This is a genomic window from Candidatus Defluviilinea gracilis (genome assembly GCA_016716235.1).
Taxonomy (GTDB): domain Bacteria; phylum Chloroflexota; class Anaerolineae; order Anaerolineales; family Villigracilaceae; genus Defluviilinea; species Defluviilinea gracilis.
On the sequence record JADJWS010000003.1, the window covers coordinates 420,448 to 435,252 of the forward strand.

The 14,805-nt window shown below is 55.2% G+C and carries 12 protein-coding genes; 9 read left to right on the forward strand and 3 right to left on the reverse strand.

Annotated features, from left to right (window positions below):
* Nucleotides 1-6 precede the first annotated feature (6 nt).
* The gene (locus IPM31_15855; GenBank protein MBK9008456.1) at nucleotides 7-993 is read left to right on the forward strand and encodes a hypothetical protein; all 987 of its coding nucleotides are present in this window, start codon (nucleotides 7-9) and stop codon (nucleotides 991-993) included.
* Nucleotides 994-1,031: 38 nt separating this feature from the next.
* Here IPM31_15855 and IPM31_15860 read toward each other — a convergent pair whose 3' ends face one another.
* Together IPM31_15860 and IPM31_15865 are read right to left on the reverse strand one after the other, a co-directional pair.
* Entirely contained in the window at nucleotides 1,032-2,054 is a 1,023-nt protein-coding gene (locus IPM31_15860; protein MBK9008457.1) for a SpoIIE family protein phosphatase, read from the reverse strand.
* A 188-nt stretch (nucleotides 2,055-2,242) separates the two neighbouring features.
* Nucleotides 2,243-2,971, reverse strand: coding sequence for a class I SAM-dependent methyltransferase (locus IPM31_15865; GenBank protein MBK9008458.1), 729 nt, complete (start codon nucleotides 2,969-2,971; stop codon nucleotides 2,243-2,245).
* Between the two features lie 40 nt (nucleotides 2,972-3,011).
* Here IPM31_15865 and IPM31_15870 point away from each other — a divergent pair, with 40 nt between their 5' ends.
* The 4 genes from IPM31_15870 (at nucleotide 3,012) to IPM31_15885 (ending at nucleotide 7,778) form a co-directional block, all read left to right on the forward strand.
* Entirely contained in the window at nucleotides 3,012-3,782 is a 771-nt protein-coding gene (locus IPM31_15870) for a phosphoadenylyl-sulfate reductase (protein ID MBK9008459.1), read from the forward strand.
* Between the two features lie 59 nt (nucleotides 3,783-3,841).
* Entirely contained in the window at nucleotides 3,842-5,482 is a 1,641-nt protein-coding gene (locus tag IPM31_15875; protein ID MBK9008460.1) for a tRNA uridine(34) 5-carboxymethylaminomethyl modification radical SAM/GNAT enzyme Elp3, read from the forward strand.
* A 179-nt stretch (nucleotides 5,483-5,661) separates the two neighbouring features.
* Nucleotides 5,662-6,543 carry a J domain-containing protein gene (locus IPM31_15880; GenBank protein MBK9008461.1) on the forward strand — a complete coding sequence of 294 codons (882 nt, stop codon included), beginning with the start codon at nucleotides 5,662-5,664 and terminating at the stop codon, nucleotides 6,541-6,543.
* A gap of 104 nt (nucleotides 6,544-6,647) precedes the next feature.
* Nucleotides 6,648-7,778 carry a trypsin-like peptidase domain-containing protein gene (locus IPM31_15885; protein MBK9008462.1) on the forward strand — a complete coding sequence of 377 codons (1,131 nt, stop codon included), beginning with the start codon at nucleotides 6,648-6,650 and terminating at the stop codon, nucleotides 7,776-7,778.
* A gap of 83 nt (nucleotides 7,779-7,861) precedes the next feature.
* On the opposite strand, the gene IPM31_15890 is transcribed toward IPM31_15885, so the two are convergent.
* Nucleotides 7,862-8,503, reverse strand: coding sequence for a molybdopterin-dependent oxidoreductase (locus tag IPM31_15890; protein MBK9008463.1), 642 nt, complete (start codon nucleotides 8,501-8,503; stop codon nucleotides 7,862-7,864).
* Between the two features lie 258 nt (nucleotides 8,504-8,761).
* Here IPM31_15890 and IPM31_15895 point away from each other — a divergent pair, with 258 nt between their 5' ends.
* The 4 genes from IPM31_15895 (at nucleotide 8,762) to add (ending at nucleotide 14,723) form a co-directional block, all read left to right on the forward strand.
* Nucleotides 8,762-9,316, forward strand: a complete 555-nt coding sequence (locus tag IPM31_15895; protein ID MBK9008464.1) for a sigma-70 family RNA polymerase sigma factor — start codon at nucleotides 8,762-8,764, stop codon at nucleotides 9,314-9,316.
* Nucleotides 9,317-9,523: a hypothetical protein gene (locus tag IPM31_15900; GenBank protein ID MBK9008465.1), complete on the forward strand. Its 207-nt coding sequence runs from the start codon at nucleotides 9,317-9,319 to the stop codon at nucleotides 9,521-9,523. It abuts the gene before it with no gap.
* A 154-nt stretch (nucleotides 9,524-9,677) separates the two neighbouring features.
* Nucleotides 9,678-13,673, forward strand: coding sequence for a hypothetical protein (locus IPM31_15905; protein ID MBK9008466.1), 3,996 nt, complete (start codon nucleotides 9,678-9,680; stop codon nucleotides 13,671-13,673).
* Between the two features lie 3 nt (nucleotides 13,674-13,676).
* Nucleotides 13,677-14,723, forward strand: coding sequence for an adenosine deaminase (gene add, locus IPM31_15910; GenBank protein MBK9008467.1), 1,047 nt, complete (start codon nucleotides 13,677-13,679; stop codon nucleotides 14,721-14,723).
* Nucleotides 14,724-14,805 lie beyond the last annotated feature (82 nt).

Sequence of the window (14,805 nt, forward strand, 5' to 3'; positions counted from 1 at the left end):
TCCGACATGAGTCCCTTTTCCCTCTTCCGACGAAAATCGCCTCCCGCCCCAGCGATGCCTGCTTCAGACTCCTCGACCGAGCCGCCCATTCAGACGATCCTCCGCACCCTGGTCATCGTCTACGACCCGGTGGTAGATCAAGCGACCGGCAAAAAATTGTCGGAACAAATGCGCTGGAATAAGGTCGAAGACCTCGCCGTAGGATTTATGTCTGATATCCTGCAAGCCAGCGGCGAACTCCTCCGCTACCAGATCACCCAACGCATCGACGTGGACGCCTTCCCCGCCAAAGTGGATGGCTACGTGTACGACGCGGAAACCTACCTCGATGTGCGGCGCGGCGCCATGCCGCCCTACATGCCACAAGAGGCGGATTATCACGCCATCATCAAACAATTTGACATCTTGAAGCGCGTGGCGCGCGATGAAATTGACGAAGTGTGGATCTTCAACTTTCCCGATGCGGGCTTTTACGAATCCATCATGGGCGGACCCGGCGCATTTTGGTGCAACGCGCCTCCGCTTCAGAACACCGAAGCCTCCAAACGACGCTTCGTCATTATGGGGTTTTCCTACGAGCGCGGCGTGGGTGAAATGCTGGAGAATATGGGTCACCGCGCCGAATCCATCATGCAGAAGGTTTTTGAAGATATCAAGGGGGAGGAAAATTACTGGAAGCGTTTCATCCGCTATGACCGCACTCATAAAGGACAAGCCGCGCTGGGCAACGTTCACTTCGCGCCGAACAGCGCCAGCGACTACGATTGGAATAACCCCTCGGTTGTCGTCAGCGAATGCGATGACTGGCTCTACAACTTCCCCAACTTCAAGGGGATCACTCGTCAAGTCACCGCCGCCGACTGGGGCTCCGGCGACACGCGCAAACACCACCTGTGGTGGATGAGTCACTTCCCCAAAACGCTGGGGCGTCGAAACGGGATCAGCCATAACTGGTGGCAGTACATTGCCAACCCAAATCATATCATCACATAAAGAACTCGGAGGTCTACCAGACCTCCGAGTTCTTTATGTTAACTCGAAACCTTCAAAGCCACCATCGTCACATCGTCTGCCAGCGATCTGTGATTTCCAAACGCGCTTGCTCCTCGATATACAGTTTGAAGAATATCAGGCGCAGCCAAATGCGCGTGTTGCGCAAGCAGGTCGGCAAGGCGGCTATGGCCAAATTGCTCATTTCCAGTCGTGTCCACAACTTCGGTCACGCCGTCGGTGTAGAGCAGAAGCGAATCGCCTTTTGAAAGCTTCACCGATTCAATGCGCGGACGGAAAAATTCCGCCAAGCCGATCGCGGGCGCGGTTGGTTTCAACCAAAGGATTTCATTGCTCCCGCCGCGATGAACTGCCGGCGGATTATGTCCGGCGTTCACGTACGTCAACTCAAGGCTGACAGGATCGAAGCGCGCGAGAAAGACCGTGACGAACGTAGTGAAGTTGACGTTGTGGATGTAAAAGCGATTGATGCGTTCCAATATCTCGGCGGGCGAATCGGTGTCGGGAGCCATCGTCCGCAGGGCGGTTTGCAAACTGCTCATCAGCATCCCTGCCGAAACGCCGTGCCCGCTCACGTCGGCGATCACCAACCCATGAGCGCCGTCGCGGAAATGGAAAAAGTCGAAATAATCGCCGCCGATGATATCGGCAGGACGGCTGAACGCGGCGACTTCCACGCCTGAGATGACCGGCGCGTTTTGGGGCAACAACGCGCGCTGGACGATCTGCGACAACTCCAACTCCGATTCCAGCCGCCGCATCTCGGCTTCGGAATAATGGTCCAAGCAAATAGACGCGGTGTAATCCATCGCGAGTCGGCTCGGCTCCACGTAGCCATGACAAATTTCGCACACCCCGAGCGTGTGGTTTTCAAACTTCTCGAGGCTTGATTCGATCACATGCAAATGATCCTGCACGCAATGATCGTCCTCATACAGGCAGACCTCCCTCTCGGCATCCGAAGCCGTTTCAAGGAACTCCGTCACCGCTTGCCGCTTTTCGACCAGGCTGGTTTCGATCCGTTCAAGAATTTCGAGCGCCATAGCATTCTCCGTAGGTAACGTCCCGCAGGTTTCACTCCGCAATCAAATTTATGCCAAAAACCTGCGGGACGGTCAAATTAGAACATTTGTTAGATATGGCAAAGATGAAGATTCTTACATTGTGCCGCAAAGTTCACTTTGCGCTTACGCGGCAAAGGGGAACAAGCACGCGCAAGATAAATCTTGCGTTACACAGAAATCTTCCACACCTGATACAACCCCAAATTCCCCGTTTCGCCATCGGATGAGAATGTTTCCACCACCCGAAAGCCCGCCGCGTCTGCCAACTCTCCCAACTCCGATTCGCTGAAGTGATGGACGTAACGCAGACCCTCTCCCCCGCTCCGCCAGTCGAGCAGATAATCGCCCGCATCCACTTCGGACTGGGTAACTGATACGCCCTCCCAAGCCTTGATCCTCCCTTTCAGCTTTTCGCTGTTGAGGAACTGCCAGTTGGAATGGATAAACAATCCATCAGGCTTGAGAAGTTGACGAACAGTTCGGAGGATGTTTAGCCGCAGTTCGATCGAGGGGATATGATGTAAAACAGCAAAGGCAGTGATCAGTGACCAGTGATCAGTCACTGCTAACTGATTACTGTTCACTGATAACTCCGTAAGATCAACTTCCACGAACCTGGCAGAGAATCCCTCAGGCTGAGACTCCGCCTCACGCAGGAGGGGCAGGCTGAAGTCGGCGCCGAGATACGCGCCGCGGTGTCCGCGCTTCGCCAGTTCGCGGGCGAATTCTCCGTTGCCGCATCCCAGATCCAAAATAGATTCGTCCCCTTTCAGCGTTTCAAGCACTCGACGCGCGCCGGGTTGAATCCGATGGCGGGTGGCGGAAAACGAATCGCCGAAGCGAGTGTAAAAATCCTTGTTGAGTTGAATCAAGCGCGCGGCGGTGGCTGAATCCATGCGAAGATTATAACGGGTTGTAAGCGGGTATAATGCCGCCATGTTTACGCCGTTGGAGATCGAAAAACTTTCTGAAGAGTTTGAGTCGCGCGCGCCGCAAGAGATCATCGACTGGGCGGTGGATGCGTTCTGGCCCCAGGTTGCGCTCAGTTCTTCGTTCCAAACACAATCGGTTCCCCTGTTGCATATGGTCTCGCAAGCCAAGCGCGATATCCTGGTTTACTTTCTCGATACGGGCTATCACTTTTGGGAGACGTTGACCTTCCGCGAAAAACTCGCCTCCGAATGGAAACTGAATGTGTTGGACTTGTATCGCGACGCGCGCTGGGATGTGTTCGTGCGAGGACAGGTCCGCACCCTGCCGCTCGAGGACCCAAACTTGTGTTGCTTCATTCACAAAGTTCAACCCATGCAAAGAGGCATCAAAGATATGCTGGCATGGATCAGCGGCATCCGCCGCGACCAAACCGCCATCCGCGCTCAGGCGAAGATTCTGGAATTACAGGAAGATGGACTGCTGAAAATTAATCCGCTCTTGAATTGGACGAAGGCGGATGTGAAAAAGTATATGGAAGAACATCGCCTTCCATCGCATCCATTACTTGAAAAAGGGTATCGGAGCGTGGGATGCTCGCCATGCACGGTTGCGATCGGCTTGAATGACGATGAACGCGCGGGCCGTTGGCAGGGACGCGGCAAAGTGGAGTGTGGTCTTCACACCGACATGTTCAAGCACAAGGATTTTTCGAAACTGCAGAGCGAATTTCACGTGGATGTTTCGTCCATGGAGCGAAGGAAAGTGGATCGGTAGGTACGTAAACAAGTAGACACGTAAACAGGTAAACACGTGTGTGCTCCCTAAAAATAATTATGAATATCGAACGACGTGAATTATGGCGAGCAACTCATTTGCTCACCCCCGATAAGAGAGAACTGGCGCGTTTCGTGCTGGAGGAGATTCAGCGCGGGAGCGATGTGACGAAGACCCTGCGAAGTCATCCCCTCGCGGATGGGAGCGGGTATCTCAACAAGTCCATGCTGGTGACGTTGTACAATGAACTCGTCGCGTCCGGCGAAATGGACGCGGACACGCGCCTGCTCGAACGACTCCGCATGAAGCCGATGCGCACGCTTTCGGGCGTGACGACGGTGACGGTGTTGACGAAGCCGTATCCCTGCCCCGCGAAATGTATCTTCTGCCCCACCGATGCGCGGATGCCGAAATCGTATCTGCCTGATGAACCCGGCGCGATGCGGGCGGTGGAACATCAATTCGATCCGTACGCGCAAGTGAAGTCGCGCATCACACAGTTGCAGGCGTTGGGACATCCCACCGACAAAATTGAATTATTGATCCTCGGCGGCACGTGGTCATCGTATAAGCGGGATTATCAGGAGTGGTTCGTCAAGCGATGTTTTGACGCGATGAATGCCGTCGCTCCTGACGAATATCCGATGGAGGAGCAGAGATTAGAGATTAGAGAATTAGAGAATTCCCATTCCATCAATGAAACTGCAAACCACCGCAACGTGGGGCTGGTCATCGAGACGCGACCGAACGAGATCAACCCCGATGAAATCCGCTGGCTGCGTCACCTCGGCGTGACGAAGGTTCAGATGGGCGCGCAGAGTTTCGACGACCGCATCCTTGAAATGAACAAGCGCGGACACGACGTACAGCGCACGCGTGAAGCCACTGCCCTGCTCCGCGCGGCGGGATTCAAGATCGTGTTGCATTGGATGCCCAACTTGCACGGCGCGACTCCCGAATCGGACCGCGAAGATTTTGCGAAGTTGTGGAACGATTTCTGTCCCGATGAAATAAAAATCTACCCGAATCAGTTGCTTGCAAACGCTGAGTTGTATGAATACTGGCAACGCGGCGAGTTCACGCCATACACCACGCAAGAGTTGATTGACTTGATCGCGGACATCAAACCGACCATCCCGCGTTATTGCCGCGTCAACCGCGTCATTCGAGACATTCCATCTACAAATGTAGTGGAAGGGAATCGCAGAACTAGTTTACGGCAGGATGTTCAGGATGAGTTGAAACGGCGCGGGACGAAATGTCAATGCGTGAGATGCCGCGAGGTGAAAAGCAAGTCGGTGGATGTCGAGTCGCTGAGACTGGATGATCTCGTCTATCCAGCAGGCGCGGCGGAGGAGCATTTCATCTCGTATGTTACGCCTGACGATAAGATCGCGGGATTTGTGAGATTGTCTTTGCCGAAAGAAAGTTCTCCGCAAACTGAGATCAACGATTTGGAAGGCGCGGCATTGATCCGTGAAGTGCATGTGTATGGACAGTCTCTTCCCGTCGGCGCGGAGAAGGATGGCGCGGCGCAACACGTTGGGCTGGGGACTCGCTTGCTCGAAGAGGCGGAACGAATCGCAATCGCAAACGGATACAAACGCATGGCGGTCATCTCTGCGGTTGGCACGCGGGGATATTATCTCGGTCGCGGGTTTGAGCGGGGAGAACTCTATCTGGTGAAAAAACTTGACTAGGCTGAATCAGCCGTCCCTGCGAAAGAGGCGAGAGTCGGACGATAGACGATAGACGATGGACAATAGACCATCAACCATTGTCCGCTATCTATCGTCCATCGTCCAAATCTGAATTAGAGTTCTGTTAAACATCCGAACGGATGCTTGACTTACATTCGGCGCGGTGTAAAAATACAACCATGGATTACAAAGACTACTACAAAATTCTCGGCGTGGAGCGCAAAGCCAGCGACGACGACATCCGCAAAGCGTATCGCAAACTGGCGAAACAGCATCACCCCGATTACAACCCGAACGATAAAAAAGCCGAAGAACGCTTCAAAGAGATCAATGAAGCGTATGAAGTGTTGGGCGATTCTAAAAAACGTTCGACGTACGACAGGCTCGGCTCCGATTATTCGCAATGGCAGAGAGGCGGCGGAACGCCGGGTGATTTCAATTGGGGTCAATACGGCGGCACGCGCGTCAATGTAGATGATCTCAACGATCTGTTCGGCGGGAGCGGCGGAGGCTTCTCCGATTTCTTCCAAACCATTTTTGGGATGGGCGGAAGACAATCGCCGCGCGCGCAAACCCAGGGTTACCAACAGGAACTGGAGATCACACTTGAAGAGGCGTACAAAGGCGCAACACGCCTGATCGATTCGGATAGCAGAAAAAAACAGGTCCGCATCCCGGCGGGCGTGCGCACCGGCTCGAAAGTCCGCGTGGCGGGAGCAGGTCCCAACGGGATGGATTTGTACTTGATCGTGGATGTTCAGGAAGATAAACGCTTCGAACGCCGCGGGGACGACTTGCACGCCACAGCGACAACCAGCGTGTTCACCGCCATGCTCGGCGGCGATGCCGATGTGGAAACGTTCGAAGGCAAGATCAAACTCAACATTCCCGCCGGCACGCAACCTGAGCAGGTCTTTCGCCTGGCTGGGCGGGGAATGCCTCATTTGAAAAATCATGCCGCCAAAGGCGACCTGTATGTTCGCTTGAAAGTTCAAATCCCCAAATACCTGAACCCCAAACAACGCGAATTACTCGAAGAAATTTCAAAGATCAAATTCTAACGTTGCGCATCCTTCGTTCTCGTTAACCTCCATTCAGTTAGACTTAACCACAGGGCAGTACCATCCTTCCGATTCCAATCCCCGTCAACATAGAAAGGGACAAAATGAAACGACCTCTATTCGCATTTTTGATTCTGACACTCGCGGCTATGGCGTGCCAACTCCCGGGTCTCTCGCCTCTTCCCCCAGCCGCGCCCGATTCGCCCGCGCCGGCCGCATCCACGCTTGTGCCGGTCTCCTCCAACCCCATCCCCTTGGACGGCTCGCTGGCATCGTTGTACCAACAGGTCATCCCCGGCGTGGTCGCCATTCGCACCGCCACAGGCATGGGCTCCGGTTTTGTGTTCGATAGCGCAGGACACATCGTCACCAACCAGCATGTGATCGACGGGGTCTCCACCGCCGAGATCGCCTTCTCCTCCGGCTATAAAGCCATCGGAACCGTCATCGGCTTCGATGTGGATGCGGATGTGGCTGTCATCAAAGTCAACGCGCCCGGCGAGGAACTCCATCCCCTCCCCATCGGCGATTCGGACGCGCTTTTGGTTGGTCAGCCCGTGGTTGCCATTGGCAATCCCTTCGGCTTGAACGGCACGATGACCCAGGGAATCATTTCCGGGCTTGGGCGCACCCAACCCGCGCACGCCGCCCCCGACGGCGGATTTTTCAGCACCGCCGATATCATCCAAACCGACGCGGCGATCAACCCCGGCAATTCGGGCGGTCCGCTGTTCAACCTCAATGGCGAAGTGATCGGCGTGAATCAATCCATCCGCACAGATAATGTCAACGAGGTGACCGGCAATGCCGTGAATTCAGGGGTTGCCTTTGCGATTTCGATCAATCTGGTCAAGCGCGTCGCGCCCGCCTTGATCCGCGATGGGAAATTTGAATATCCTTACCTTGGGATTTCATCGAACAGCGATTTGGGCTTGGACGAGGTGGAGGCGCTGGGGCTGTCACAATTCACCGGCGCGTACGTTGTCGGCGTGGTGGCTGGCGGACCTGCCGACCAGGCTGGCATCCGCGCGGGCGATTCGCCGACCAACATCCCCGGTTTGAACGCCGGCGGCGACCTCATCATCGCGTTAGACGGCAACCCCGTCATCACTTTTGACGATTTATTGAGTTATCTCATCACGAACAAATCCCCCGGCGATACGATCATCCTCACTGTTCTCCGCGATGGAAAATCTGTGGACGTTCCGGTAGTTTTGGGAACACGCCCTAGATAAAAAGATTGCGCGGCAGTTGAACTGCCGCGCAATCTTTTTGTGAATGGCGCGGCAATTGGACTGCCGCGCCATCTCCTATCATTTCACCCAAACCGCTCTTCCTTCCAAACATCTGCGCGATTGTGGTAACCCGCCTGTTCCCAAAACCCGCGGCGATCGCGCGGCATGAACTCCAGCGAGCGGAGCCATTTTGCGCCTTTCCAGAAATACGGCGTTTCCATCTCCTCCCGTCCGGGGAGGAAACCCACCACGCCGCGCAAGGGATAGCCATGATCGGGCGAGATCGGCTCGCTGTTCAGGTGGGTGGCGAGTAAAAAATTATCCTGCAAAGCGACTTCCAAGGGGATGTTGACCGTGAACCCGTATTCCGCGTGTTGCATGAGGTGGGTGGCGGTCGGCTTGATCTTGATGAATCCCTGATCTACCAGAGATTTGATCGAGACGCCCTCCCACACGGTATCGAACTTACTCCAGCGCGTCACGCAGTGAATGTCCATTTGAATTTTGGCGCGCGGCAATTTGTTAAACTCATCCCACGTCCAGCGTTTTTCCTCTTCCACTTCGCCCCAGACATGGAAGTCCCATGTGGCGGCGTTGAAGCGCGGCACAGGTCCGTAATGCAAGACAGGAAATTTGAACGTGAGCGCCTGACCAGGCGGAAGACGCCCTTCTTGTTTGATGCGTTCCTCTTCCTTGCGCCGATCGGGTCCTTCAAATGAAAACATGGGCAACTCCTTGCGCGATTATATCAAGCCTGACATTGATTAGACTCGGAGTTGCGAGGTTTCTTACGACAGGGCGGAACGCCCATCCGAAATATACATGGCGCCATCAGTACTATGAGGAATTTGTAAAGTGGTTCACTAGACAGGAGTACGGGTTTATAATAGGATTAAGATTTGAAACGGATTTATGATCCCATTTAACCTGTCGTTATCTTTTGTTTCTCCGCTGAAGACCCGGGAAACCGCGGATGTGTTCTCATGAACGACGTTGTTTCCCTGCTCAAAGCCGCCCAAAAATTGGACGAAGAAGCGCTCACCGCCATCTTCGACCAATATGCCCCTGCCATTTACAAATACACGCTCCGTTTATGTCACGACCCAATTCAAGCGGACAATATCGTCGGCGATGTTTTCGCTCAACTGCTCGAGCAATTCGCCGCGGGGAAAGGTCCGCGCACGAACTTGCGTTCCTACCTTTATCAGACCGCGTATCACCTCGTGGTGGACCGGTCGCGCGATAACCAGCATACCGCCCCGCTGGAAGTTGCCGTAGACCGGCTCGACAGAGGGCAACTCACCCCCACCCAGACCCAGATCGAAGAGCGCGTTATGATGGAAGCGTTGATCTCAGCCATGAACTCGGAACTCACCGACGACCAGCGGCACGTCATCATCCTGCGGTTCCTGGAAGACTTCAGCCTGAAAGAAACTGCGGATATCGTTGGAAAAGAAGTCAACAACATCAAGGTGATTCAAAACCGGGGGATCGCAAAATTGAGAAAAGCGCTTGGTTTGCAACTCGAGGAACTGTAAATGAGCCTCGAAACCAGAGACGCCGAGATCGCTCGAATTTTTGCAAGGCTGAAAGTATCTGAAGCGGGTTATCCGCCCCGCTTGTTTAACGCTCGTCGCGTCGAATTCAGGAAACAAGTCGTAAAAATTTGTTTGGAACTGGGGTGTTCGGCCGCATGGATAAGCATGCGGAACAGCCACGGGAACGGCGGCGATCGACCCAGCTGACGCGACCCGCGCCAGCAAAGAAAAACGATTCCCTTGAAACCCCACAGTAGAGAGACACGAAAACGCTCGTGTCTTTTTATATTTCGCTAATACTCGCGTGCTACGATAACCCGCCGCAGGAAGCAGTATAATTCCCGTCCGTAAAGGTAACCTAATGCTGAAAAGTTTCGTAAAACTATTTGGGGGCGACCCCAATCGCAAGACCATCGAACAATATAGCGGAATCGCAAACGAGATCAATTTGCTCGAAGCGCAATTCGAAGCGTTGAGCGACGACGCCCTGCGCGCCAAAACCGACGAGTTCAAAGAGCGGATCGCGCAAAGCCTCGGAGAGGCGGATGGGCTGACGGAGCGGGAGCAGTTCGAGGCTGGGCAAGACGCGCTGGAAGACATCCTACCCGAGGCGTTTGCGGCAGTGCGCGAAGCCTCCAAGCGGACCATCGGTTTGCGTCACTACGATGTGCAATTGATCGGCGGGGTTGCCCTGCATCGCGGCTCGATCGCTGAAATGCGCACAGGCGAGGGGAAAACGCTCGTTGCCACATTGCCGATCTATCTCAACGCTCTGCTTGGCAAGGGCGTTCACCTCATCACCGTGAATGATTACCTCGCGCGGCGCGATGCGCGTTGGATGGCTCCGATCTATTCCATGCTTGGGCTTTCGGTGGGCGTGTTGCAAATGGCGGCGGCAACCGAAAACGGGAAAAAAGCATTGCTCGTCGACCTGGAGCGCGAATCGACGCATGAAGACCAGCATCAATTACAGTTGGTGGAGCGCCGCCTCGCGTATGAAGCGGATATCACCTACGGCACAAACTCGGAATTTGGGTTTGATTACCTGCGCGACAATATGACCATGCGCCTGAGCGACCGCGTCCAGCGCGGACATTATTTCGCCATTGTCGATGAAGTGGACAATGTGCTGATCGACGAAGCGCGCACGCCATTGATCATCTCCGGTCCCGCTTCGGGAAACCTGGAATGGTACGGGAAGATGGCGCAGGTCGTTCGTCAACTGAAGCCCGATGATTATGAGGTCAACGAGAAAGACCGCAACGCGCCGTTGACCGAATCGGGGCTGGCGCATGTGGAGCAACTGCTCGGGCAAACACTGACCGATCCCGACCGACCCGAAGATATTTCTCCCGAGCAAGCGCGGTTGCTTGGCTATCTCGAACAAGCCATGCGCGCGCAATTTTTGTTCCATCGCAACAAGGAGTATCTCGTGCAGGGCGGCAAGGTTGTGATCGTGGACGAAAACACCGGGCGGCAAATGCCCGGTCGGCGCTGGAGCGACGGGTTGCATCAAGCCGTGGAAGCCAAAGAGGGCCTGAAGATCGAGCCTGAAAATGTGACCTATGCCACAGTTACCCTGCAAAATTATTTCCGCATGTACAAGAAACTCGGCGGCATGACCGGCACCGCGCTCACCGAAGCCGAAGAGTTCAGCAAGATTTACGAATTGGAAGTTGCGCCGATCCCGCCGAACCTCGAATATCAAGCCTTCGGAAAAGACGCGCCGCTCATCGAAATTAAAACAAAGGACGACGGCGGCTATTCGTATTCCTACTTTTCGAAGCGCGACGATACCCAGGAAGAGCCGCTCTTCTTCCGTCGCAAAGATTATCCCGATGTCATCTACAAAACGCTCGAGGCAAAACTTCGCGCCATCGTTCTCGAAGCCATTCGCGAACACGCGCGCGGACGCCCGCTCTTAGTCGGCACCACCTCGGTGGAATCTTCCGAGCGGCTTTCGTCGCGGCTTAAAGCGGAACCTGTCCGACGGTTGATGCAGATCGCCCTGGCGCGCGAAGCGTGGTTGAAGGCGAACAATCGCGAACAAGGCGAGTTCGCCATCCCTGAATTGCAATTCCTCAACGATCCCATCGAAAAAATCACAGCCGATGCCCTGCGGAAATTCATCCAGCCCCTCGGCGTGACGAACATCAACCCCGAGGACCCGTCGAACATCAACATCCTGCTTGATGTGTTGCGATTGGATTCGTCGGATAGCAACCGACTGAAGTCGGTGTTACAGGGCGGCATTCCTCATCAGGTGCTTAATGCGCGCAAACACACCGAAGAGTCGCAGGTCATCGCCGGCGCGGGCGCGTTCGGCGCCGTGACCATCGCCACCAACATGGCGGGGCGCGGCGTGGACATCAAACTCGGCGGCGAGATCGCCGAAGAGGTGATCTCAGCCGCCAACCGCGTCTTGCGCAAAGCGGGCTACGAGAACCCCTTCGACATGTCGTTGGAAGAACGCCGCGTTGCCCTGCAACACAGCGACCCTTCCATCTTTGGAATTTACGAAGCCGAGGTCAAACATTTCCTGCAATACTTCGAAGACATGGAACGCGTGAAAAATCTCGGCGGCTTGCACGTGATCGGCACCGAACGCCACGACGCGCGGCGGATCGACAACCAGTTGCGCGGTCGCGCCGCGCGCCAGGGCGACCCCGGCTCCTCGCGCTTCTATCTCTCGCTGCAAGACGATCTCATGCGCATTCAGGGCGGCGCGCAAACCAGCGCCATCATGGATCGCCTGCGCGTGGACGAATCGCTTCCCCTCGAAGTGGGCATGGTCAGCAAACTGATCGAACAATCGCAACACCGCATCGAAGGCGCGAACTTCGACGTGCGCAAACACCTGCTCGAATACGACGACGTGCTCAACAAACAACGCGAACAGATCTACCATCAACGCGATCGCATCTTCGAAAAAGAAGACCTGAGCGACGATATCGCCACCCTGCTCGAGACCGAAGTGAAGCAACGCGTCGAAATCGGATTGGCTGACGAAGAGGGACCCTGGAAGTTGATGGCTTGGCTCGAACAAGTGCAACCCGCCTTCATGACCGGCGACCGCCTCTTCCCCAGTTTCGGCTTGTCTCTGCTTCTTCGAGAGTTGTCCGCCACCGACGATCTTCGACATTCGACCTTAGACTTAATCTCCCGCGCCATCGAAGCCGAGAACGTCCATCATCAACGCGCCATCGAACACCTCATCGACAACGCGGAACAGTCTTTGCAATCGCAACTTGCCAGCCGCGAAGACACCCTGGACGCATACTTCGAAGGCTTGCGAGACCGCGAAGACGCGGACCGTTTGCGCCCGCAAAAGATGCTCGAAGAGATCAACAGCCTTGTCGGTATGCAATTGCGACTCAACAATGAACAAATGCGCGCGCTGGGCGAGGACCCGGCAGACGCAAAAGACACGATCCGCAAAATGGTGGAGGGGCAGTTGATCGCCAACACTGTGGCGCGGGTTGTCAATACCGCCGCCAAACGGACGGGCGAATCGCTCGGCGAACGGTTCGAAGTCTCCAACTGGGACAACATCGCCGACGAACTCATCGATGCCGCGCAAGCCGCCCTCGAGCGCAGGCGTGAACGCCTGAACAGCCAGATCGCGCGCGATATCGACACCTTGATGCCTTCCACCATTAACGAAACAACGACGCTTAAACTTCTAATTTCTCTGTCGCAAGAATCGCGCACCGGCTACGACCAGAAACACCGGCAGGTGAAGCAAGTGTTCCCTCGTTTCAATTATGTCTTCCTCATCGCCCAATTACTCGAAAGACAGGAAGCCGAAACGATCACCGAAGATGTGCTGACGCACCTCGAAGAAGCCGAGACCGCCTTGCGCGCCGCATGGGGCGAACGCGAATATACTCGTATCGCCGCGAACGCGCAAAAACTGGGCGATTTCGGCATCCCCGCCAAACAGGCGTTTGGGGAGGGGCGGCTGAACGAAGCCGTATCAGGCATCCCTGAGTCTGATCGCGAGGCGTTGATCGAATCCATCGGCAAGTACGTGCTCAATGAAGTCCATCGGCAATTACTGCTCAGCGCTACGACTGAACTGTGGGTGGATTATTTGACGCGCATCGAAGCCTTGAGGGTCTCGATCGGCATGGAGGCTTACGCCCAACGCGACCCGCTGGTACAATACAAAGGACGCGCGTCGGAAATGTTCGCGCAACTGATCGAAGATATTCGCGGGCTGGTGATCGGGCGCGTGTTTGCTTATCAACCCCGCCCGGTTGAAATCGCCGCGCTGGAAGCGTCGGACGCTCCCGCAATGGAGATGCAACAGGAAAACAGGGATGAAAACCGAAAGAAGAGACGTCGAAGACACTAACGCATGAGCGCCGTCGAACGAGTCACCGCTTCGCTGAATACGTTTCGGGCATTGCCCAAGGTGGAGTTGCATCGTCATCTCGAAGGCTCACTGCGTCTCGACACCATGCTCGACGTCGCAACGCAACACGGCATCACCATCCCGGCAGACGTGTTGCGACTAAGCACGTTGGTGCAGATCCAAGAAGAAGACAAACTCACCTTCCAGAATTTTCTCAGCAAATTCAACACCCTGCGGCTGTTCTATCGCTCGCCCGACGTGATCCATCGCATTACGCGCGAAGCCGTCGAAGATGCGGCGAAGGACAATGTGAAGTACATGGAATTGCGCTTCACGCCCGTTGCGTTGAGTCGCGCGGAACGTTTCCCCCTCCATGATGTGATCGATTGGGTCTTGTCCAGCGCAAAGGATGCGGGGGAAACACACGGCGTGACTGTGCGGCTGATCGCCTCTGTCAACCGGCACGAAAGCGCGGAATTAGCCGAACAGGTTGCCTGGCTGGCGGCAGACCACGTGAAAGACGGCTTGATTGCGCTCGATCTGGCAGGCAACGAAGCGGACTTTCCTTCGCAACCGTTTTACGGGATATTCAAAGAGGCGAAGCAGGCCGGTCTGCATGTGACCATCCACGCGGGCGAATGGGGACCCGCTTACAACGTGCGCGAAGCCATCGAAGAGATCGGCGCGGAACGGATCGGTCACGGCGTGCGCGTGATGGAAGATGACTCCATTGTGGCGTTGGCGCGCGAACGACAGACGGCATTCGAAGTGTGCATCACCAGCAATTATCAGTCGGGCGTTTTCGAATCGCTCGAAACACATCCGCTCATGCAAATGCTCGAGGCGGGCTTGAACGTCACCATCAACACCGACGACCCCAGCATTTCGCGCATCACCTTGAGCCATGAATATTACGCCGCCTGCGAAGACTTGAAAATGCCGCAAAAAACTTTGAAGCAGCGCATCGTGGCGGCGGCAAAAGCGTCTTTTATCGAAGAAAACGAAAAAGCAAAACTTGTGAAGCAATTGGAAAAGGATTTGAAGTTATAATCTAAACCATAGCAAGGATGGCAAAGGCGCACCTTTGTGTTCTTCGCAAGTTTGTGTGGAACCGGTAACGCCGACTTAAGTC